Annotated in this window: 21 protein-coding genes, 2 other RNA genes and 1 pseudogene; 6 read left to right on the forward strand and 18 right to left on the reverse strand. The window is 43.4% G+C overall.

Going from position 1 to position 22394, the window contains the following annotated elements; translation table 11 throughout:
* Positions 1-298: 298 nt before the first annotated feature.
* Positions 299-1615: an ABC transporter substrate-binding protein gene (locus GGC63_RS17890; RefSeq protein ID WP_192703435.1), complete on the reverse strand. Its 1317-nt coding sequence runs from the start codon at positions 1613-1615 to the stop codon at positions 299-301.
* 180 nt (positions 1616-1795) lie between these two features.
* Here GGC63_RS17890 and GGC63_RS17895 point away from each other — a divergent pair, with 180 nt between their 5' ends.
* Positions 1796-2659: a helix-turn-helix domain-containing protein gene (locus GGC63_RS17895; protein WP_192703436.1), complete on the forward strand. Its 864-nt coding sequence runs from the start codon at positions 1796-1798 to the stop codon at positions 2657-2659.
* Between the two features lie 427 nt (positions 2660-3086).
* Here the strand turns inward: GGC63_RS17895 and GGC63_RS17900 are convergent, their stop codons facing one another.
* The 4 genes from GGC63_RS17900 to GGC63_RS17915 form a co-directional block, all read right to left on the reverse strand.
* Complete coding sequence (locus GGC63_RS17900) at positions 3087-3509, reverse strand: hypothetical protein (RefSeq protein WP_192703437.1); 423 nt, start codon at positions 3507-3509, stop codon at positions 3087-3089.
* A gap of 280 nt (positions 3510-3789) precedes the next feature.
* Positions 3790-4737 carry a DUF3800 domain-containing protein gene (locus GGC63_RS17905; RefSeq protein ID WP_192703438.1) on the reverse strand — a complete coding sequence of 316 codons (948 nt, stop codon included), beginning with the start codon at positions 4735-4737 and terminating at the stop codon, positions 3790-3792.
* Positions 4738-4931: 194 nt separating this feature from the next.
* Positions 4932-6272: a hypothetical protein gene (locus GGC63_RS17910; RefSeq protein ID WP_192703439.1), complete on the reverse strand. Its 1341-nt coding sequence runs from the start codon at positions 6270-6272 to the stop codon at positions 4932-4934.
* A gap of 424 nt (positions 6273-6696) precedes the next feature.
* On the reverse strand, positions 6697-7389 hold the full coding sequence (locus GGC63_RS17915; RefSeq protein ID WP_192703440.1) for a hypothetical protein: 693 nt from the start codon (positions 7387-7389) through the stop codon (positions 6697-6699).
* Between the two features lie 683 nt (positions 7390-8072).
* Here GGC63_RS17915 and GGC63_RS34510 point away from each other — a divergent pair.
* Complete coding sequence (locus GGC63_RS34510; RefSeq protein WP_225948291.1) at positions 8073-8507, forward strand: hypothetical protein; 435 nt, start codon at positions 8073-8075, stop codon at positions 8505-8507.
* Between the two features lie 215 nt (positions 8508-8722).
* On the opposite strand, the gene GGC63_RS17925 is transcribed toward GGC63_RS34510, so the two are convergent.
* The gene (locus tag GGC63_RS17925) at positions 8723-9472 is read right to left on the reverse strand and encodes a stalk domain-containing protein (protein ID WP_192703441.1); all 750 of its coding nucleotides are present in this window, start codon (positions 9470-9472) and stop codon (positions 8723-8725) included.
* Positions 9473-9845: 373 nt separating this feature from the next.
* On the opposite strand from GGC63_RS17925, the gene GGC63_RS17930 reads away from it, so the two are divergent.
* Together GGC63_RS17930 and GGC63_RS17935 are read left to right on the forward strand one after the other, a co-directional pair.
* Complete coding sequence (locus GGC63_RS17930) at positions 9846-10151, forward strand: hypothetical protein (RefSeq protein ID WP_192703442.1); 306 nt, start codon at positions 9846-9848, stop codon at positions 10149-10151.
* Complete coding sequence (locus GGC63_RS17935; protein ID WP_192703443.1) at positions 10123-10947, forward strand: hypothetical protein; 825 nt, start codon at positions 10123-10125, stop codon at positions 10945-10947. Before GGC63_RS17930 ends, GGC63_RS17935 begins: the two co-directional genes overlap by 29 nt.
* Before the next feature lie 99 nt (positions 10948-11046).
* Here GGC63_RS17935 and ssrA (GGC63_RS17940) read toward each other — a convergent pair.
* The 3 genes from ssrA (GGC63_RS17940) to GGC63_RS17950 all read right to left on the reverse strand — a co-directional run bounded on the left by ssrA (GGC63_RS17940) (position 11047) and on the right by GGC63_RS17950 (position 13411).
* Positions 11047-11409, reverse strand: a transfer-messenger RNA (tmRNA) gene (gene ssrA / locus GGC63_RS17940).
* Between the two features lie 433 nt (positions 11410-11842).
* Positions 11843-12235, reverse strand: a complete 393-nt coding sequence (locus GGC63_RS17945) for a hypothetical protein (protein WP_192703444.1) — start codon at positions 12233-12235, stop codon at positions 11843-11845.
* Positions 12236-12718: 483 nt separating this feature from the next.
* Positions 12719-13411 (reverse strand): hypothetical protein, encoded by a 693-nt coding sequence (locus GGC63_RS17950; protein WP_192703445.1) that lies wholly within the window; start codon positions 13409-13411, stop codon positions 12719-12721.
* A 659-nt stretch (positions 13412-14070) separates the two neighbouring features.
* On the opposite strand from GGC63_RS17950, the gene GGC63_RS17955 reads away from it, so the two are divergent.
* Entirely contained in the window at positions 14071-14613 is a 543-nt protein-coding gene (locus GGC63_RS17955) for a hypothetical protein (RefSeq protein WP_192703504.1), read from the forward strand.
* On the opposite strand, the pseudogene GGC63_RS35380 reads toward GGC63_RS17955, so the two are convergent.
* The 4 genes and pseudogenes from GGC63_RS35380 to GGC63_RS17975 form a co-directional block, all read right to left on the reverse strand.
* Positions 14605-15071 (reverse strand): annotated as a pseudogene (locus GGC63_RS35380) (IS3 family transposase); the annotation flags it as partial. The gene GGC63_RS17955 and the pseudogene GGC63_RS35380 overlap by 9 nt on opposite strands.
* A 147-nt stretch (positions 15072-15218) precedes the next feature.
* Positions 15219-15395 carry a transposase gene (locus tag GGC63_RS17965; RefSeq protein WP_192703447.1) on the reverse strand — a complete coding sequence of 59 codons (177 nt, stop codon included), beginning with the start codon at positions 15393-15395 and terminating at the stop codon, positions 15219-15221.
* A gap of 140 nt (positions 15396-15535) precedes the next feature.
* Complete coding sequence (locus GGC63_RS35145; RefSeq protein ID WP_318781075.1) at positions 15536-15922, reverse strand: cold-shock protein; 387 nt, start codon at positions 15920-15922, stop codon at positions 15536-15538.
* Positions 15828-16028, reverse strand: coding sequence for a cold-shock protein (locus tag GGC63_RS17975; protein WP_192703448.1), 201 nt, complete (start codon positions 16026-16028; stop codon positions 15828-15830). The genes GGC63_RS35145 and GGC63_RS17975 overlap by 95 nt, the downstream gene beginning before the upstream one ends.
* A 528-nt stretch (positions 16029-16556) precedes the next feature.
* On the opposite strand from GGC63_RS17975, the gene GGC63_RS17980 reads away from it, so the two are divergent.
* Positions 16557-17246 (forward strand): zinc ribbon domain-containing protein, encoded by a 690-nt coding sequence (locus GGC63_RS17980; RefSeq protein WP_225948292.1) that lies wholly within the window; start codon positions 16557-16559, stop codon positions 17244-17246.
* A gap of 232 nt (positions 17247-17478) precedes the next feature.
* Here GGC63_RS17980 and ssrA (GGC63_RS17985) read toward each other — a convergent pair.
* The 5 genes from ssrA (GGC63_RS17985) to secG all read right to left on the reverse strand — a co-directional run bounded on the left by ssrA (GGC63_RS17985) (position 17479) and on the right by secG (position 22260).
* Positions 17479-17843: a transfer-messenger RNA gene (gene ssrA, locus GGC63_RS17985) on the reverse strand.
* Positions 17844-17991: 148 nt separating this feature from the next.
* A complete protein-coding gene (gene smpB, locus GGC63_RS17990) occupies positions 17992-18474 on the reverse strand; it encodes an SsrA-binding protein SmpB (RefSeq protein ID WP_192703449.1) in 483 nt (160 codons plus the stop codon).
* 88 nt (positions 18475-18562) lie between these two features.
* Positions 18563-21088: a ribonuclease R gene (rnr, locus tag GGC63_RS17995; RefSeq protein WP_192703501.1), complete on the reverse strand. Its 2526-nt coding sequence runs from the start codon at positions 21086-21088 to the stop codon at positions 18563-18565.
* Between the two features lie 47 nt (positions 21089-21135).
* Positions 21136-21948 carry an alpha/beta hydrolase gene (locus GGC63_RS18000; protein WP_192703450.1) on the reverse strand — a complete coding sequence of 271 codons (813 nt, stop codon included), beginning with the start codon at positions 21946-21948 and terminating at the stop codon, positions 21136-21138.
* A gap of 72 nt (positions 21949-22020) precedes the next feature.
* The gene (gene secG / locus GGC63_RS18005) at positions 22021-22260 is read right to left on the reverse strand and encodes a preprotein translocase subunit SecG (protein WP_028548996.1); all 240 of its coding nucleotides are present in this window, start codon (positions 22258-22260) and stop codon (positions 22021-22023) included.
* Between the last annotated feature and the right edge of the window lie 134 nt (positions 22261-22394).

A 22394-nucleotide genomic window follows, 5' to 3' on the forward strand; every position in this document is an offset into this window, starting at 1 on the left:
AGACTTGTTATTAGCTTTGAAACGCTTGTTAGACGATGAAAATGATGTGGCTCAAGCCATACACTTATAGAAAGCCCGATTGGACAAGTTCCAGAATTCAATGGTTGTCTTTATGCCATTTAGACAAATTGCGACATATTGGGCGCTTCATACCTCTAGGAATTTGGTTAACTGACCGGGCCAGACCGCCGCTGTTATTCTGCCCCCGCTCCATTCGAAGCTTTTACACGGTTCTTTGTGTAAAGGAAAAATCCCCGGGAGATTTTCCCGAGGATATGAGTATGATAGTCACGCCATATTACTTTCCAGTTTGCGATTGAACGTATTTATTAATCTCATCTTCTGCTTCACGAAGCGCCGTATTCGTATCCTTTGCCCCGTCAACATATTGTCTGAAGTGACTTTCCAGAATGCTGACAGCCTTGGAATAGTAGGTTGATAGCCGCGGCGCAGGCGCAGGCTTGCTCTTGAAGATCCCTTCCAGATGCTTTCCTTTCAATATAGGCATATCCGCACCGTAAGCCTGCTGGAATTTCGGATCGTTTAATAGCGAAATGCGTCCGGTCTTTTTCGTAGCGATCATTTGCACTTCATCCGAAAACAGAACCTCAAGCACTTTCATCGCTTCTTCCTTGTGCTGGCTCGTTTTGCTGATGGACATGATGTGTAAATCGTACATTCCGGCGACGTTAGGTTTATCCTTGTAGCTCGGATACTGGACAACATCCCAATTGAATTCAGGAGCTTGCGCGATGTAAGGGAACATATTGACGGTGGCCGTCATGGCGACTGTTTTATCCTTAATAAAAGAATCGTTTGTGCTGGTCCCCCATTTAGGCGGCTTGTTCTCTGGTAAAGCGTATACATCCTTGCCTAGTTCAAACAGTTTTTTGAACGTGTCGTAGTTATCGCTGATAGTTGTTTTATTTGTCGCAGCATCCACTATATTTAAGGACAAAGGAAAGCTCAATCTTTGGATGCTCTCCGGATCCAGCCCGCGATATGCAACGCCGTCTACCGTCCTTGTTAGCTTCTTGGACAGCTGGATCACATCTTCCCAGGTCATGCCGTCCTTCGGATACTCGACTCCGAATTTATCAAAAATGTCTTTATTGTAATAAAGAGCGTTAAACTGTCTGTTGTAAGGCAGGCCATACAGCTTCCCGTCGTTAGAGATGGTTTTAATGGTCTCGAGCGCTTGCTGATCGAACCGGCCTAAGTCAAACCCATCTGCTTTCGCCAGAGGCGTCAGGTCCTCGAACACGCCCAGATCCATTGCCGCAGACATGCTGCCGTTCCATGTAGTAATGAGATCCAATTGACTTCCTGAAGCCACATGATTCTCCAAATTATTTTTGGTCCTGTCTATCACCTGCACGGTAATATAGGGATATTTACGATGGAGCGGTTCATTAATCATAAGCTCCAAGTCTTCCGGTGTGATCATTTGGCCTGGGTGCAGCATTAACGTCACAGGCTCATGATGTTCTTCGGTTTTCCCCGTACCCGTGGCCGAAGATGCCCCTGAATCCATACCGCCCGAACTGCAGCCCGCCAACAGACTCGTCAAAAAAACGACAACTAATGCAAATCCCATGTTCAACTTCGCTTTCATTGGTTTCAATCCCTTCATTCCAGTTTTACAAAACCTTAATAAAGTGGAGAAAATTGCAGCAAAATTTGAATATTTACATTATGTATTGCCTTGCACAAGTTGAATATTATAATAGATTTAACTGGACCTCAATGGTAATGAATTATTGTAAAAGGGTAAAAAATTGCAAGGAGATGTGCTATGAGTGTTTACGGTTTTCAATTCAAGGATGGTCCGACTACGCCATTTGCTGAAATCGTTTACGTAGGCTGGGAAAAGAGGAATCAGAATTACTATTGGGATGGATTGCAGAGGGCAACCAACCATCAATGCATTTTCCAGTACACGCTTGCCGGGAGAGGGGAAATTCGCATCGGAACCCAAACCTACCCGCTCGAACAACATTCCGCCTTTCTAGTCGTAACCGGAACCGACCACCGATACTATCTTCCAGAAGACAGTGAGCTTTGGGAGTTTATCTTTATTACCTTGATGGGGCCGGAAGCTTTGGAGTGCTGGTCCGCGGTCCACAATCATTCGGGTCCCGTCATTCGTTTCGTCCCTGACACGCCGGTGATTCGCACATTGGAACACATTTATCTGGAAGCGAGCAAAAAGTCCATCACCAACGGCTACAAAGCATCGGGCTTGGCCGCCCAGTTTGTCATGGAGGTTTACCAGTCCCTGAAATATAATCAGGCTTCGCCGGATACTTGGCCCGAAGTGGTTGTCAAAGCGTTAAAGCTCATTCATGAAAATTACGCAGTCATCAACAGCATTGAAGAACTAAGCCGGTCGCTTGGCATCTCCAAGTACAAATTTTCGAGGCTGTTTCACGCCACATGCGGCGTAACCGCTATGCAGTATTTAACAAAAATCCGCATGGAAAAAGCGATGGAGCTGCTTCGCCAAACCAAGCTCAATTTGAGCGAAATTGCACGGCTTACGGGGTATTCGGACGAGAACTACTTTAATAAAGTGTTCCGCAAGTTAACGGGTGTATCTCCAGGTAGATTTCGTTCAAGTAAGCAAACGATCCGTGTCGATCATATTTCGTTTAATTAGAGCTTGCGATGCCTTTCGTCGCCTAGGGCAAGAAAGAGTTGTTTCGCATCAATCGAGTGATGAAACATAGAAAGGAGCTTCCCCTCCACCAGTGGCAAGCTCCTTTTCGTTATTGTGAATGTAATGAAATACTTCCATGTAGAATTAATTATCCAATAGCAAATGGATTTTATAATTTACATATATCTTCTAAATACGATTTGAATTTGGCCTTTAATCGTCATAAAACATGCACCCCTTAGAATTTATTGGATTACCCAAAGGGGTGGTCCCATTTCTAAGGGGTACACTTCACAACTTAGATGTTCTTTTTTTAGAAGAATTGCGTTGTAAACTATTCCGGGTCAAAAGGCACCTTCTCTTCATCTCACTCTTCAACCCTTGACCTATCCAGCTCGTCCGCATAAGTAATGTAGCATTCTATTCCTTAGGGAAGGACTGAGTTATCGAGGCTTTCCTGATCAGCAAGCCACTCACTCTCTTCCCATGTAATGCCATACGGGATCCCCCAGGCCGTATATCCGGCTATGAAGGCATAAGTCTCGTCGGACCAAGGAATCAGGATCACTTCCTGCAAACGCTGAACTCGCTTTGCTTTGTGGGCCTGCTTTCCCCGCGCTGCAGCTTGAACACCCACCTTGGCACTCCGGACCGCTTCATCGGATAGCGACACGCCAAGTTGGCGCAGCTCTACAATGGCCGTACCCGTGTCAACCCCAAAGTGTTGGCAGTAACCACGGATATAATGACTGCCGTTGTATTTCTTAAGCCAGCTTACTGCCGATTGAAGGCGACCTTCGCGGTTCATACGTTTGGCTCTCGGTGTGTTCGGCCTTTTCTTCTTTGCCAACTCCACGTCCCCCCCCCCTCAACATCTCTCTATTGCCTAGTCGCGTAAAGACTTTCCAAGCCCAGCAGTAATTTATCCACCCACAATTCCTGATGAAGCTTGACGCCTTTGTCCAACATGACACAGGCGAGATCTGCATCCCAGCCGTAACTGGTTGACCGTTCACGCAAATAATCACAGGGGCAACGGATTCTATCCGCCTCTTTTCATTCTTCCAAACATCGGCGTCCATAAGCTCGGCGAAAACGTATCAAGTGAACATTCAATACCTTTTAACCCTTTATTGAAGCAATGAAAAATTCCTTCCCTTGCCCTCAACTTCATCCTTATATCCCAGCAACATACGCGCCAACGTGTTAGGATACTCCATCAGTTTACGGTATTCCTTTGCAGGTAGATCAGGATTCTTCAACATGATCGCCTGAAGCTTGGCTATTTCTGAAACATCGTAGCGAACCTTGTATACCATGAATTGAGACACGTAATCGCCTATAGATAGTTCTGACAAATTCTCATTGCCGTTCCATGAATACAGCTTGATCTGTTTTATAAACCGATCTACATTGTTACCTTCGGATAAAAAGCGATACACCAAATCACTCTTAATCAGAGTCGTTTTTGAATCTCCCTTATAGCTATGCTCCATCAGAAACACTACAATCCCCATAAATGTATCAATGATTTGCAGCGGGATGGACTCATGCGATTCTTCCGACTCAACAGATGCAATTTTGTACCTTTTGCTCCGATATACAGAATGAGCATTCATCTGCTCTTTGATTTTTGAATGTAGTCCTAGTGCATCATATTCGTCGTTGCGATCAATTTTGATGTTAACATCCACCTGACCCCGCAAGTGACGTGTCACCCCATAAAACAATCTTTCAGGAATTTTGATATAGAATAGATTCCTTAGCTCCATCATTGTCAGATTTAGCTGTTTAGCAATGCTGTCAGCTTCTGCATTATTGACAATCAGAATGTTGATATTAACATCCTGATTGATGATGTATTGAAGGACCTTGAAGTATTTCTTTAAGTGCTGGTCATGATTGTATTCTCTGAAATGTAATTCGCTGTTGGTGCCCAGTTCTTCATATATGTGTTGAATTTTCTGCGTTATGTCTGTCATTGTCTGTTCACTGCCGCCATATGCACCGTAATATGAATTCGCTTTTCCCGGCTGGTCAATTTTATTCGCTTCATCGAAATAGATATTATAGATCATTGTACACATCCCAAATAAAGAAAATGATAACGGATGACTTGACTTTCATCCACATACATAATATCATGATTATATAGAAATAATACGGATGAGTATAGTCTTCTCCGCTTCGTTTAGCTAGAGTTGACTATACTTAATAAAAACCCTTCTCCGCTTCGTTAGCAGAGTTGGGTTTTTTGTTTACAAGCTTTCCATTAGTTTTTAATCCACCTATAAATTCTGTATGATATCTCCACAATAAAACCAATCGACATCCAGAAGGGTAACAAAAATAGTATTATCGTATTTATTAATGGATATTTAAATATTGGAATAGGAGAATAAGTAGATAGTAAAACTGAACAAATAGTAAAAGCAAGAATTACAGTACCAAAAGAATAGTATCTTTGTTGCCAATTAATATTTGAGTATCTTCTAGCTAAAGAAACAATCGTGTATATAAGCCCAGTAAAACCAAGACATATCATAATCAAGTGTTCTGCAAACTTTTCATCTCCACTAACCCAAACCACCAACTTATTCCACGATAAATCCAGTATTTTTGTTAAAAAGTGTATCCAATTATGCAAAAACCACCACATGAAACCTGAAAAAAGAATCCCTAAAATTGTTGTTCTAATGTAATGCCACTTATCCCCTAAATTCCAACTAAACTTAATAATAGTATACTCTAGCAGGAGTTCATCCCTTTTTCTGATCAGAACAATCAACAATGTATCAATCGAAAATCTTTGATAATATTCATTCCACAGATCATCAATTGGGTCGGAAAAATATTGATATAGTACCTCAAACAACTTAAATCCTTTATCAGCAACAGTTGGCATTGTCAATACAAAACCAAAAACTATGGAAGCAATCGCCACAGCACTAGGAGTTGAAAATGCAGATAAATTAATATTTATTTGATATATGCTAAAAATGATGACTCCACCAAGTACAGAAAGCCATAAAATAAATTGGCGATAGGTTCTAACCAATTCATCTGCTGTTCCGTAGCTATATAAAAATGCAGTAATAGCAAAAGCAGCGGAAAATGAATAGGTGGCGATTTTAACCATCGTATGATCAGAAAGATAATGTCCTTTCACTACTAACATATATCCCACAACCAAAATTATAATAATTCCTAATACCATACAAATAGATAGAAAATAAATGAATGCGTGTAAAAGTTCCCTTCTCAGTTGAGAAAGAATAATTGAAGCATACAGAACATACAACATATCAGGTAGACTAAAATAGACATTTCTAAAATTTAATAAGACAATTCCCGTAAGGCACACAAATAAAAATACCGGAAGCATAAGAAGTGTTATTCCATTTAACAAATTTTCTGTTTCTGCAAATGTTGATAGAATACCCAGACCAAAAGTCGAAATAATAACCCCAATTATCAATGAAATAATCGCATTAAAAACAGAATGGATGAACCATCTTATGATGTGGTGTAAATTCCTTTGCTGATTAAAACGAAGTAATAAACTATCAAAAAAAACTGCAGCAGCAATAAAACTATTTCCCAAATAATACACCAAATAACCACCTCTAACCTCTAACAGGAATTTTATTACTACACCTCATTGATAATTTCCACTCTACTTCATTTAACAACTACGTTATTTACAATTATAACCTAAAGGAACATTTGTTCTCAATATAAGTTAAACTCTTCAACGTAGATGATTTCTCACTCCTTAAACCTTCCAGCCCACTTTTCATAATCAAAATAGAAATGGCTTATTTCATTTCAATCTACAAAATAATTAAAAAAGCGATAGCACTGTCAGAGCGTCTTCATTACGCACCTGATAGTACTGCCGCTATTGGAATTCATTCTCAAGACTTCACCTTAACCATTGTGGTTTTATATGGACAGGGGGTTCATTTCTCTGAAGCGTGGCTTAGCAAATCCACAATTCGCCGCCGCGTGACGATCCAGATGTTTGGGGAGGTGTCCTAAGATTCAACCAGCCTCTTGAGCAACGATCCCTGTCTGAGTTGAGTTGTTAACGAATAAACAACACCATCGTCAACCCTGAAATATTTATCACCATTTGATGTATTTAGTTTTATTCGTTTTATAATTGCCTTGGCTCGTTCCCAATACACTTGAACATCTTCCGCTTCGAAAATTTGGTAAGCATCAATCCATACAACAGGCCGTTCACCGTTATTAACCTTTAACAAGGCTGGTTCAACCAGACCTCCAAGTGTTACCTTAATGGTTAATCCTCGGCCTCTTCTTCTTAAATTATCGACTTTTTTTAAAACATTGAAGTTAAAATAAGAAACACGCTCTCGATTCTCGGCAAAGGTAAAGTAATCGCCGCATCCTTCACAAGTTAATTCAATTGCATGAATCTCATCATTTTGATGATCCCGAGGATTCTTACAGTGTCTAAAGCGAAAAACAGTGCAACAATTTCTGCATTTCAAAACACTATCACAAGCATCTTTCAACAGTTCCATGAGATCTCCGATAAATTCATTTCGAAAATCTTCTGCATCTTCTTCCGTTAAATCACGAGTTATCTTCATTAGTAATTGAAGAACTGAAAGTAGTTTCCCTTGCTGAACCTTTTCACTAATTAATTTCTTGAAGTCGGTCAGTTGAGCATTGCTTTCCTTATCAAGAGTCGCCAATAACACATTCATCCCCCCAAAATCTATTGATCCTCTCAACTATAATTAGCAAAATAGAAGATTAATATACTTGGGAAAGACGAAATGAAAGACACTCTCATACATCACAAAGATAGAACTTCTAAAAATAATATTACCATCAGTCGCGTCATTTCAAATTACTGATAGTACTTTGATTGGCGCCCTTACTGAACCCCCTGTCCTTGATACTTAAATATTGTGGTTTTATATGAAGAAGCATTGATACATCAATCAGCATGAATGCTTCTTCTTTGCAATTCAAATAATAATGAGTTGTAGCTTTATGTTCTAAGGTCACTGGTAGAATTAAGTACGGAGCATCGTCATCGGACAAAAGCGTAAGCTGAAGAAAAGCGGTGTCAACTGCTGAGCTTAACCGAGAACCTCGACGGTTCACCTCAGAGCGTCATTGTGGAAGTCCTTGCTCGAAGGCATGGCCGAATACTACTCCTAGAACCTCGCCAGAGAGGTGATGAAGGGGCTGAAAGAGACTGCCTACCAGTGCAAACATATCGGTGACTACGCCGATAGGCTACTCGGTCGATCCGGCTACAAAGCGATACGTCATCAATGAGGATGAACGTGGCATCGTCGAGACGGTTTTCTCAATGTTTCTCACAGGCTACAAATCCCGCTAGGAGAAAATTTTCAACGAAGAGGCCATTCCGATGCTAGCCAAGAACATAAAAGAAAAAGCAGCCATCACAGAGGATACTCTGCGACAACTGCTTTCTCAGTTCGGAGCCCACCTAGCAAACCGCGATCTTCCTGAAATAAAGAAGTTCATCGGTGGCTATGTGGAAAAGGTAATTATCTACGAAAAGCATGTAGAAGCTACCTTTAAGCTCCCTGTTGTGGATTTAACATATGGAGATGAGGGGAGTATCGAAATCCCTATTCAACTTGCTCCCGTAGCACAATCGACGAGGACAACCTTAGCGGTAGATTTCGATGCCGTGCTCCCTCCACTTCGCTTCAGTCCGAGCGGACTGAACCCCTTGCAGGGCTTCACCTCCCTCCTTGCGCCTCAAAATGCAAAAAAGCCCCGACCGAATGGTCGATGCTTTTCGCATTTTATGGAGGCGAGGGGAGTCGTTACCTAGAAAGTACTTATCATTAGGCTTCCCCTCTGAACACTAATTTGTGCTGGTTCTTAGCGCTAATAGACAATTATTCTACCCGTAGGATATATGACGATTAAAACCCGTCCCGTTACTTGACCACCATTTAGTATGTTTACCGTAATGTAACTAAACTCAATGTTCAGTTTGACCTCAAGTATATAACGATCATACTTGGAGATATTACACATTTTGTGCTACTCAAATACAATTGGTATTTCAGTACTTAAAGTAGTCTCGCTACTAGAGTAGTCGCCTGTTTTATCATAATTATCTGAATTTTTTAAGTATGATGCTTTAACACCAATTTTGTAGTTCCCTGGTGGTAAAGTTCTTGAAGATGATGCCATTAAATTTCCCTGACTACTATAAAAATTATTATATTGTTGTATCAATATTGAAGAAAAGGTTCTTTTAAATTCATCCCCCTGGTTAATTTGCGATTTTTTTACCATATAAGGGTTCCCAAGCTCCGCTCTATTTCCTTTTTCATCTATTATGTAAAACGAAATAATATTGTATTCGTGTGTAAGATTCAAGCTTGTTTGCCCCTTAAAGTTTAGGGTAGACCATATATCAATATATTCGGTATGTTTAAATGCTTTCTTACTGGAGTATAGTGAAAGCACGAAATTGTTATCTTCTGCGCGTGAGTTCACTTCCGATTTAATAGATTCCATAGGCGGCGAATTAATGCTTATTGTTTGGGTCGAATCATCATAATCAATGACGGAACCTATATTTTCTGCAATAAATCGAGTTGGTACATAAGTATTTCCATCGATATTTAGTGTCTTATAATCAGATGTGAGTGATTTTCCAATACCGTTAAAGATATATTTTGCATTAAATATCAAGGCCTCAATTTTGTTGAAATCAGAAGCGAATGTAACACTTGTAATAGAAATTAATATACCAAAGGATAAGCCAAATAAAAATTTTTTCATAATTAACTCCTTTCAAATATCAAATACTACTAGATGCTGTTAAGTCATTCTTATAAATCAAATTATAGTGAAATAGCAAAAAAAGGTAAACGTATTTATAATATTTGGTAAATATAATAATATTTGCATTGTAATGATTGCTGGACAGTACCCAAATATTACTAGGAATGGTAAATATATATGAGAAGATTTAATAAGTTTCTTTTATTAACTACAATTGCATTTTCTCTAACACTACCAACTACAGGCTATGCAGAAGCAAATGAATACTCTGGTAAAGACAATGCAGCTCTAGCCAAGGAATTCAGATCACAATTAGGTCTATCGACAGATGTCGACCATGTAAGTAAGCTTAAGAGTAATTCAAAAAGTATTGGAAAGCAAAAATGGGGGGGGCGCTCTTACAGATCAGGAAAATGAAGAAATTGAGCAAAGGCAATCCCTTATAAATCAGGGATCTGAACTCATGAATGAATTTCGCGAAAAATATAAGGACACTTCAGGCGGTCTATACTTTGACCATCATAAAGAAGGTGGAGTTCTATTCATAGGATATACTGATAAAGATAAAGATAGATTTATAGCAGACGTTAAAAATAAGTTAGATAATAATAAAAGAATTAGATTTTTCAAAGTAGACAATTCATATTTTGAGCTTAAAAGAAACAAGATGGAGTAGATACATATATCAAAAAAAACAAAATCAAGAGTTTAAGTACAGCTTAACTGTTCAGGAAAATAAAATTATTATCGGGTTGGAAAAGGATGATACTGATCTCAAGAATACTTTAACTAATTTGTTCGGTTCCAAATATATTAATTTTAAAATTGAAGGTACTGTTTCTAAAAAAAGTTTCGCAACAACTACTCCAATAAGACCTCTCGTTGGAGGACTATCAATATCTACCTTTGCTCCTTGTTCGGGGGCATTTAGTGTAAAAAATTCGAGCGGATATTTCTATGTTACCGCAGGACACTGCATACCCCAAAATTCGGCGCCACTGAATGTTATTCAAGGTGATTCAACAATAGGACAGATAACTTCTACACTTCCCTATAATGGTTATTGGACCGGAAGAGAAGTAGATGTTGCTGCTATCCCAATAAATACTGCTGATAAATCATATATGGAATATGACGGTAACATTATAGATGATGAGGAGCTCAATCCTATCTATGGTCAGATCGTTTGTATTTCTGGAGCCGCCTCTGGTAAGGCATGCGGTACAGTTACTAACGTAGGCGGAGGCTATAGTGACGGCAATGGTATTTGGCTCAAAAACCAGTTGTTCTATTCTGTAATGGGTACTCATGGCGATAGTGGGGGACTCGTATATGTTAACGGTGCTTCCACTGGTCATATAAAAGCGGTTGGAGTGGTTCATGGGGCTTACGTGGATAGGGGAACAGCTACACAAATTATTAATATTACAAATTTTTTAAAGGGTAGTTTAGTAACTGCGAAGAATCCTTAAAGAAATAAATTTCATTATTAAATGTTCTAGATAAAAAAGGCACAACTCGTCTTTTTCATGAGATTGTGCCTTTTTTTCTGTCCTATTTCTCCGACAGAGTACTAGAGACGAGGGGAGTTGAACTCCTGTCCGAAGATAACGCCACATAAGCTTCTACGAGTGTAGTCACAGTTTTAATGTCACCCGAGTGGCGCCCCGTAACCGGCTCCACGTTGGGTCAGCCTGGTTGTCTTCTTCAGCTAGCCACAGGCGGAGACTAGACAGCGTATCCCACTAAAGGTTGAGCCCCTATCCCACCACATGGGCGATGGAAGGTAGGAGCGCTCCAGCAGTTTTTTAGGCTGCTAAAGAGCAGGTTGTTGTTGTTTGCCATTTAATTGGCTTTAGCGTTGATGAATTGGCCGCGTCCCACTGCTCGCTACTCATACTCGAACTATCCCCGTCGAATTCAGAAACGTCCCCGAGGTAAAACAGCTTCAGATTTTTTTAAAGCAAATGTTTGCCGCGGCGGCAAGCATATGGTTTAACACTCAGACCGAATGGTCGATGCTTTTTGCATTTTTATGGAGACGAGGGGAGTATCGAAATCCCTATTCAACTTGCTCCCGAAGCACAATCGACGAGGACAACCTTAGCGGTAGATTTCGATGCCGTGCTCCTTCCGCTTCGCTTCAGTCCGCGCGGACTGAACCCCTTAGCGGGGATCTTCTCTCCTCAAGGTCTCCATAAAGAAAAAAGCACCGACCTCGAAAGGTCGATGCTTTTTTGTGCTTTATGGAGACGAGGGGAGTCGGTACCTGGAAAGTACGCAACCTATCCCCCACGATCATATTAAACAATGTATTTGAAAGACAATATGAAATTAAAAAGAGTCTCTACAGTTTTGAGACTCTTTTTAAACTACTGCTCTTTCGATTTGTACACCACTATCTTCTGGGTGCATTAATTGTACCTTAATTTTACAAAGAAAAAGATAATAGCCTAATCTATTTAGTGACCCAACTTTATTGATCTTACCCTGCTCAATACGTGTAGTGATAATTTCACGCGGAAGTGAATTTAGCCAACTTAGGTCAACGTAGTATTCAGATATTATAGTGTCAGGAAAATAAAGAAACTGATAAATAGTATTACTTTTAATTATTTCCTGATTACTTACTGCGGCAAGAGATAACAGTGGTGCAAAAACAATAAAGTCGTCCCTCTCTGCGTCACATGTATTAGATAGCAAGATCCCCTTAGTTTTTAAATAAGAAAGATCTCCTGTTGCGTTTGGTTTGTAAAACACTAGCGATTTTACTCTCGATCCTACGATGATATAATCTCATCTTGAAAAACTACTCCTATATCTATTTAATACATAGACGATGCCTACGTTAAAAAAAACATTTCCCATAAAAATAACCTGCTGCGAGTTAGAGTATAAAAATAAACTAACAATTATCAAGTACACACTGTATGCGGTCAAAAAATAGTAACCCCATTTTTTAAATTTTGATATTCCATACGAAATAAACAGAAGTAAGCATCCCAATACTACTTTGAAAACTGAGTCATTTACGAAGGGCAATCCATTAGCAACACTTAATCTTGGTTCGAAACTTATATTTAAAAATCCGAACTTAAACAAAGAAAGCAGCACCAATACTGCGTAAAAAAAATACATATAACCAATAAATAATATTGCTTGTGGCCTCATTATCAAGTTCCTCCAAATTAAATTGAACTATCCCCTTAGTCAAGGGGACAGTTCAATTTTTCAGTATTGAGGTTACGGTGATGACGTGCTAACAGAATGCGTACCTGTAGTTGTTGTATATCCAATAGTCCCCCAAGGTGTAGGAATCCCAACCTTCATTGCATAGGTATAAGTGCATCGCAAGACTGCGCCGTTTTGCCAATCATCAGTTATTTGCCATTGAGGAGCGCTGACCATTTGGATGCTGTACAACAACGTATCAACACCAGTGAGATAAATATTTGCTGCGTCCCCACTCTTAAAATAGTTATGAGGAGGAGCGCTCTGAAGATCAGGATTAACTCCGTACACATACGTATAATTAAGAGTTGTATTTAACCATACAAAAGTCCCAGAAGGGAGTGTTGGAAACCATTCTGTTATTGTTCTCATTCCTGCTGAATTAGTGCTGATTCGGTTCTCATCCACTATTTGAGCTTGTGAAGAATTTTCTATAGCCTTCATTAAAAAATCAGTATCTTTTTGGATTTCATCAAGTTTTTTTTCGAGTTCTTCAATGGAATACACCCTATTTTTCTCACTTACCTTAAAACCTTGATCGTTATTGTCTATAAGCTGGATATGACCATGGTATTTACTGAAAAGATTATTTAATTTTTCCTTTTCAATGTTCTCTTTTGGTTGAGCAGCGTATGCTGATGTCGTAAACGCTAAGATCAATGTTAAACAAATTGTGAAAATAAAACTAGTCCGAGAAATAGACACTTAATCACCTCAACTAAATTTTTATGATAATACAAGCTGGCCAGTTGTATATCACCAAAACAATTAACCATATACTACCATTAAATAGTTTCTTTGTATATACTCATTTTGTAATTTTTGTTTTTTATACTCTATTTTGTAATATATTGGAATCATCATTGTGCTGTACCGGGTACTGAATAGTGAAAGTCAAGGCACTACTCTAACAGAAACAATCGCGCCTATTCTACTCTGAAGTGTCAAAAAAACCGTTAGGTGATACATTGAGGCTTCTGACACGGGCGATCTTCCTGCTCTACAGATGAATCAATCACTAGGAGTACTAGCCCGCTAAAAATGGCCATCCTTTACTGTTTGCCAGATTAATAGTTGTTAAACTCCGAACAGCCAAAACCAAACGGAATCTCAGGCATAGCGCCGAAGATCCCGTTTTTTTGCAAGTCAAGCTTTAATGCTCCTCGCGTTCGACTGCAGGAGAAGATATTCAGTGACGAGGCCATTTCTTTGCTCGCAAGCAGCTAAACGATTTTCAGAGATCAAAGGAAACAGGCATCAAAGAAGCGAAGGAACGGCTGGAAAAGGGCCTGGAGGGCATCGAACGGCAAGTCTCGAACATCGTCAACGCCAGCGGCGTATCCAATGCCACACTGATCGACAAGTTGGAGGAATTAGAGAAGCAGAAACTTGGTCTTGAGCAAAAGTTGCTTGAGGCTCGGACACAAAACGAAAAAGCAGCCATCACAGAGGATACTCTGCGACAACTGCTTTCTCAGTTCGAAGTCCACCTAGCAAACCGCGATCTTCCTGAAATCAAGAAGTTCATCGGCAGCTATGTGGAAAAGGTAATCATCTACGAAAAGCATGTAGAAGTTATCTTTAAGCTCCCTGTTGTGGATTTAACATATGGAGACGAGGGGAGTATCGAATTCCCTATTCAACTTACTCCCGAAGCACACTCGACAAGGACAACCCTATCGGTGGATTTCGATGCCGTGCTCCCTCCGCTTCGCTTCAGTCCGCGCGGACTGAACCCCTTGCAGGGCTTCGCCTCCCTCCTTGCGTCTCCAAATGCAAAAAAGCACCGACCGAATGGTCGATGCTTTTCGCATTTTTATGGAGACGAGCCTTGGCTTGGCAAATCCACAATCCACCGACGCGTGATGCTCAGGTTGTTTGGGGAGGTGGAACTTCTGTCAAGATAGTAGACACAGATTTTTTCCCAACGCCGCTCGATCCCAGTACATACGTTCGTAATCGGACGGTGTATTATAAGCAATAGAAGAATGGATGCGTTGATTATTGTAGAACACCCCGAAGTACTCAAAGCAAAGATGCTCTTCCTTGCTTCTTCTCGAGTTTCATACTTATTAAGGTAAATCAGTTCCTTTTTCAGAACACTGTGAAACGACTCGATACACGCGTTATCGTAGCAGTTGCCTTTACGGCTCATGCTACCAATCATCTTATAAATTTGAAGTTGCTTTTGATAATCTAAGGAGGCATATTGGTTGCCGCGGTCTGAGTGGTGCAACAGCCCCTGTTCTGGATGCTGACGTCGGTATGCCTGTTTTAAAGCCTGTAGAACAAGCTCTTCCGTCATCCGTTCACCCATGTGCCAATCCACGATTTTACGTGAGTATAGGTGGCACATCTTCTCCAATCGGTACTCAGAGCGGTGTTCATGGATAAACGTATATCTTACCGACGGTCTTTCGCGAGGAAGTGCATCGCCTTTTTTAATATCTCGTTCTACTCTTGGAGGTCACGAATCTGCTTATGTAACTCTTTAAGCCGATGGTCTTCTGACTTAAACGCATGTACAGCAACGATTTCCGGCTCTCCCGCCATATTTCTTTATCCAGCCATACAAGGTATTGGCGTTTATCTTTAACTCATGACCGATCTCGGCTACCGACTTCCCACTCTCCTTGATATATTGAACCGTTTGCTTCTTGTATGTTTCATCATATTCGACCTTTTTCATAGACACTGACTCCCTCGCTCAAGTTATTGAATCCAGCTGTGTCTACTATTCAATCTAACTGCAAAATAGCTCGACGAGGGTTCAGGTAACGGAACCGTTACAGTTTATTGTCATCCAAGCGTCGCCCGTCTCTTCCTTATTCAACGCTTAAATTGATTGGGGCTTGTATTCGCCACGATTGAGAGCATTTTCTCGCCTTTCTCCATGAAGGAATTGCATTGGACACAAATCGGTTGGACCAATAAAACAAAGTTGTCCCTCATCCATCCATTGCACTTTTCATTGGTACACAACCAAATGGCCGTTAGTTTCTCTGGAGTATCATCCATTGATTTTTTCCGTGAATAGTACAGGAAGCATCCCTCTTTCTCTCCTGGAGTTTTGGCAGAAAAAAAAATGGCCCCGACGCGATGTTCGGGGCATTTGACAGATTTACAGTTTAACAACATTTTCGGCTTGTGGGCCTCGATTACCTTGTACCACATTAAATTCAACACGTTGACCTTCGTCCAACGATTTGAAGCCATCGCTAACGATCGCGCTAAAATGCACGAATACGTCGTTTCCACCTTCAACCTCGATAAAACCAAAACCTTTTTCTGCGTTAAACCATTTTACTGTTCCTGTTTCCATGATATATTACCTCCATATTTTCATTTACATGACCTCTAGATTCCGCAAAAAATAAAAATCACATATTGTACAAGGTTATGCGATCAAAATCATAACCCTCTACAATATGTGAAATTCAGGCCAAAATTCCAATAAATTTATTATAGCATATCTAAATCCGGTACACAACTTTCTGCATTTTATAACCTTTCGTTTACCGCAGCACTCGAGCCATCCCTGCATCCGCAACAGTAATTCTAGCTAATGGCTCCTCACCCCTATTTATCTTCACAAATAATCCTATACTCAAATTCCGAAGTCTGCATCCTATTTCTTTTTCTTTCCCCCGTTAAAATACTACTTCTCTCATCAGTTTCATCAATCACGGAAATCTTCACTTGCTCCAGATCAATTGTCCGCTTCTTAAAAGGGATCGAAATGAAGCTTATCCAAACTTATACGTAATTTCTGTGCCACGGAGAGTCCTCCCGATATAAAATTAATAACTGCAAAAAGAGTGATGAGGACGTAATCCGAGTAGAGGGTGGGATGCCCGCTATCATCTCGAAAGCAGACTTCGAAAAAGCGCAAGAAAAAATGAACGACAACAAGAAATCCCCGGGATCGTACAGGGCGAAGGAAATGTACCTGCTGAGTGGCCTGTGCGTCTGCGGTGAACGCCTCAAGAACGTCGGCACCGCCTTCTCCATGATGGGCAACACCAAGTTCAGCGGGCGCAATAAGCTCAAGTATGTCACCTACCGCTGCGGAAACCGTGATCGAACCAAGGAATGCAAGAACCCTGAGCTACGCCGAGAGTACATCGAAAGCTACGTCTTGTCCCAACTGCAGGAGAAGATCTTCAATGACGAGGCCATTCCCCTGCTCGCAAAGCAGCTAAACGATTTTCAGAAGTCGAAGGAAACAGGCATCAAAGAAGCGAAGGAACGGCTGGAAAAGGGCTTGGAGGGCATCGAACGGCAAGTCTCGAATATCGTCAACGCCATCGCCAGCGGCGTATCCAATGCCACACTCATCGACAAGCTGGAGGAATTGGAGAAGCAGAAGCTCGGCCTTGAGCAGAAAAACGAAAAAGCAGCCATCACAGAGGATACTCTGCGACAACTGCTTTCTCAGTTCGGAGCCCACATTGCAAACCGCGATCTTCCTCAAGAAGTTCATCGGCAGCTATCTGGAAAAGGTAATCGTCTACAAAAAGCACGTAGAAGCTATCTTTAAGCTCCCTGTTGTGGATTTAATATATGGAGACGAGGGGAGTATCGATATCCCTATTCAACTTGCTCCCGAAGCACAATCGACGAGGACAACCTTAGCGGTAGATTTCGATGCCGTGCTCCCTCCGCTTCGCTTCAGTCCGCGCGGACTGAACCCCTTGCAGGGCTTCGCCTCCCTCCTTGCGTCTCCAAATGCAAAAAAGCACCGACCGAATGGTCGATGCTTTTTTGCATTTTTATGGAGACGAGGGGAGTCGAACCCCTGTCCGAAGATAACGCCACATAGGCTTCTACGGGTGTAGTCACAGTTTTGATGTCACCCGAGCAGCGCCCCGTAACCGGCTCTGCGTTGGGTCAGCCTGGTTGTCTTCTTCAGCTAGCCGCAGGCGGAGACTAGACAGCGTATCCCACTAAAGGTTGAGCCCCTATCCCGCCACATGGGCGATGGAAGGTAGGAGCGCTCCAGCAGTTTCTTAGGCTGCTAAAAGAGCAGGTTGTTGTTGTTTGCCATTTAATAGGCTTTAGCGTTGATAAAGCGGTCGCGTCCCCACTACCCGCTACCTATGCTCGAACTATCCCCGTCGAATCCAGAAACGTCCCCGCATATGTGGGCTTTCTGCCAGGAAAGCCGCAATAGATGAAGCATGCATCCGCTTGGGATGCTTACTTAGTATACCATATTTCCGAACAAAGTGAAGCCTATCTTGCTGGAAGCCGAACCAATTTCGCATTGAAATTGGCGACAGGTGCTATCGGGCAATCTTCTGCTTCTCGCGAAGGACCCGTTGAATATCACGCTGCGCATCGCGTTTGGCCGCGGATTCGCGCTTATCGTACTGCTTCTTCCCTCGACCGAGACCGAGCAGCAGCTTCGCATAACCGTTCCGCACATAAATCTTGAGCGGCACGAGCGTATATCCTTCCTGCTTGGCTTGACCGAGCAGTTTGCGGATCTCCGCTTTCTTCAGCAGCAGCTTGCGGGTACGGGTCGGATCAGACGGATTATGCCGGTTCCCCTGCTCGAACGGGCTGATATGCACATTATGAATGAAGGCCTCGCCGTTCCGTATGGTGGCAAAAGCATCACCGATATTGGCTCGTCCCAGCCTTAGCGACTTGATCTCCGTGCCGGTCAGCACCATGCCGCACTCGTAAGTATCCTCAATAAAATAATCATGGGAAGCTTTCTTGTTCTGCGCAAGAACCTTACCATCGGCTTTTTTGGTAGTCATCGTTCCCCAACTCCTTCCCTACAGCGCTCCGAAAAAGGGATTGGAGTTCATTTTACCAAACTCCAATCCCCCGAAGCAAGCGAAAAAGCTACTTTTTCAGCTTTTTCTTGCGCTTGCGCGGCGCCGGACGCCCGCCTTCGGCCGCAGCTCCCTTGCCGGAGCCATGCGCCTCCAGCGCGCGCGCCTTGGCGGCCTCGACCCCGGTGCCCCGCGAGGCACCGGCCGACAGAGCCGCCCCGCCGCTGGCGCTGCCTTTGCGCGTCCGCGCGCTCTTGCTGCCGGCTGCGCCTTTGCTCGCGCTGGCGCCGGACTTGCTGCGCTTGCCGCCGCGCGCGGCCTCCGCTGCTGTACGCTCGCGATCGCCTCCGCGGCCAGCGCGTCCTGCGCGTCCGCCGGCAGCTTCGCCACGGCGTCCGCGAGCCTTATTGCCGCGGCGCGCACCATTCAGCGCGTCGACCAAGCTCATCTTCTGCTTCCGCGGCTTCATATCCACCAGCTCAAAATCGATGGTGTGTTCATCCATGCTGACGCGGGAGACGCGTACCTTCACTTCATCGCCGAGGCGATAAATTCGGGATGTGCGCTCTCCGATCAGCGCGTGCTGCGCCTCATGATAATGGTAATAATCATCATGCATATCACTCAGTCGAATAAGTCCTTCGACCGTATTATCCAGCTCGACGAAAATCCCGAAGTTCGTCACACTGCTAATAATGCCTTCGAATTCCTCGCCGACCTTATCCATCATATATTCGGCCTTCTTCAGCGCCTCGGTTTCCCGCTCCGCGTCAACAGAAGCACGCTCGCGCTCCGATGATTGCTTCGCGATATCCTCCATCCGCCCTGCCAAATACTCGAGACGCTTGTCATCCAGAGTACCGCTTTCCAGCACCTCGCGAATCACACGATGAATAATCAAATCCGGATAACGTCGAATAGGCGACGTAAAGTGAGAATAAAACTCGGCCGCCAAGCCAAAGTGCCCTATGCTTTGAGCGTCATACCGTGCCTGCTTCATAGAACGAAGCATAACCGTGCTGATAACCGTCTCTTCCTTGGTTCCCTTGATTTCTTCCAGCAGCGTCTGAAGCGCACGTGGATGCACCGTATTGCCTTTGCCGCGAACGACATAGCCGAAGTTCGTAATGAACTCCATGAAATGCATCAGCTTCTCCGAATCCGGTTCCTCGTGAATCCGGTACAGGAACGGAACCTTCAACCAGTGAAAATGCTCCGCCACCGTTTCATTAGCTGCCAGCATGAACTCCTCGATAATCATCTCGGCGATGGTACGGTCCCTTTTGATAATGTCTGTCGGCTTCCCGTTCTCATCGACCAGAATCTTCGATTCCTGGAAGTCAAAATCGATTGCTCCGCGATTCATCCTCCGGCCGCGAAGCTTCATAGCCAGCTCTTCCATCAGCTTGAAGTCATCCATCAAGTAAGCGTAACGTTCCTGAAGCTCTTCATCCGCCTCGCCTGTCAGCAGCTTACGCACATTCGTGTAGGTCATGCGCTCGCTGGTCTTAATCACGCTTGTAAAAATATCATGGCGAACGACATTCAAGCTGGCGTCGAACTCCATCTCACAGGACATCGTCAACCGGTCTACTTGCGGGTTCAGCGAGCAAATTCCATTCGACAGCCTATGCGGCAGCATCGGGATAACCCGGTCCACCAGATAGACGCTGCAGCCGCGATTATACGCCTCTCTGTCCAGCGGAGTGCCCTCCCGGACATAATAGCTTACGTCAGCAATATGAACGCCCAGCAGGTAGTTTCCGTTCGGCAGACGCTCTACGTTAACCGCATCGTCCAGGTCCTTGGCATCCTCTCCGTCAATCGTGACAATCCGCTTATTCCGCAAATCACGGCGGCCGGCCAGATCCTCCTCCGAAATGACCTCGGGCACTTCCTGCGCTTGCTCCATAACCTCATCCGGAAAAGCTTCCGGCAGCATATGTTTGCGGATGATGGAAATAATATCGACCCCGGGATCATTTTTATGACCCAAAATCTCAACGACTTCCCCTTCCGCTGCAGCGCGGCCTTCCGGGTACGACACGATGTTGACGACAACCTTATGTCCGTCCATCGCTCCGTTAAACGCATGCTTAGGAATAAAAATATCCCGTATTACTCTCTTATCATCCGGAATGACAAAGGCGTAGCCGCCCTCATGGGATTGAAACAAGCCTACCATTTGCGTATTAGCCCGGGTAACGACTCGGACTACCTCACCCTCCAGCTTGCCGCCGTGGGTGCTTTTCGTCGTGATCCGAACCAGAATCGTATCTCCGTTCATAGCACCGGCCATGTCATTGGCGTGAATGTATACATCCGGATGATCCCTGTCCTCAGGAATAAGGAATCCAAAGCCCTTGGGGTGAGCCTGCAGCTTGCCTCGCAGCAAATTCATTCTTTCCGGCACGCCGTAGCGCTCCGTTCTAGTCCGCAGAATCAGGCCCTCATTTTCCAGCTCGTTCAATAATTTAAGGAAATCTTTGAACTCCAAGGCACTTTCGATCTGAAAATGCTTCTCCAATTCCTGGTATGTCATCGGCTTGTAGGCCGTTTCCTTCATGAAGTCCAATATCGCTTCTCTTGTAATCAACATTTCACCTTCCTTCTCTCTTTCATATAGTTTTACCCATTTCTCTGCTAAGATAACACCGCACCGTCACTTGACCAGCCTAATGCACGCACAAGCGCCGTATGATGCTGAACCATCATCACAAAACGATGAATATCTTCATATACCTTCTCCCGCTCTTTATCCAACAGCACGGCATGAGAAGAGTCGGGATAATACGTAAGCTGCTTCATTTGGGACGATACGTGCTGATAAATATAGGCAGCGCTTTTGGGACGAACCACGCCGTCACGCTCCCCTTGGGCGATAAAAATCGGAACATGCACCTTCTCCAGTCTGGATTTGACCAGCTTCATCAGCTTTCTCAAATCGACGATGCAGGGAACCGGCATTTTGGTATATGTACACGCTTCCTCAATAATATAATCGGCAGCAGCAGGCTTTGCCTCCATATAATTCATCACATATTTCAAAAGGACAGCCATGATCGTCTTCCTGCTTTTCAGAAATATCGGCGCGGACAAGGAGATAACGCCCTCCAGCCTGCGTTCCATAGCCAGCTTCATCGCCAACAAGCCTCCCATGGAATGGCCAATCACGATAACCTGTTTCCCGTTCCGGTTCTTAATCGCGTCATAATGCTGCACCACATAGCCTGACCAATCCTTCCAGCCTGTTGTCATCATATCCTCCGGCGAGGTCCCATGACCAGGAAGCAGGATTCCGTCTACCGTGTAGCCGATGTCATGCAAATAATATCCGAGCCGGCGAAATTCCGCCGGTGAACTGGTAAACCCGTGTATCATCATTATATGAGTCGAAGCACGTTCCCCGTGACCCTGTAGAAAAAAAGGTTCCGTTGTTTTCTCATTGCGGCTCATGACCCGACCTCCGAAAGCTGTGCTTGAACAAAAAAACAGCAGGAGTATCATTCCCCTGCTGCGTGTGTTTTATTACCCTAATTTTACGAAGTAAGCAGCGACCAGCGACAGAATGAAGAAAGCTGCTGCCAATCCGATCGTCAATCGCGATAAAAACAACTCCAAGCCGCGCGCCTTTTGTTTTCCGAACAGATGCTCCGCACCTCCGGAGATGGCACCGGACAACCCTGAGCTCTTCCCTGGCTGAAGCAGTACGACCGCGATCAAGCCGAGAGAGGCGATGACCAGTACGATTTTCAAAACAAGTTCCATGTTTCCACCTCCTGCGAGCAATCATTCCTGGATTAAACAAAAGCTAACGGTATAGCCACAATAAGACCCTAAAATAGACAGCATTTGTATTATATCACAGACTTGTCCTAGTGGCAAATAAGCCCCCTATATCC

The organism is Paenibacillus sp. OAS669, assembly GCF_014873645.1.
Taxonomy (GTDB): domain Bacteria; phylum Bacillota; class Bacilli; order Paenibacillales; family NBRC-103111; genus Paenibacillus_S; species Paenibacillus_S vulneris.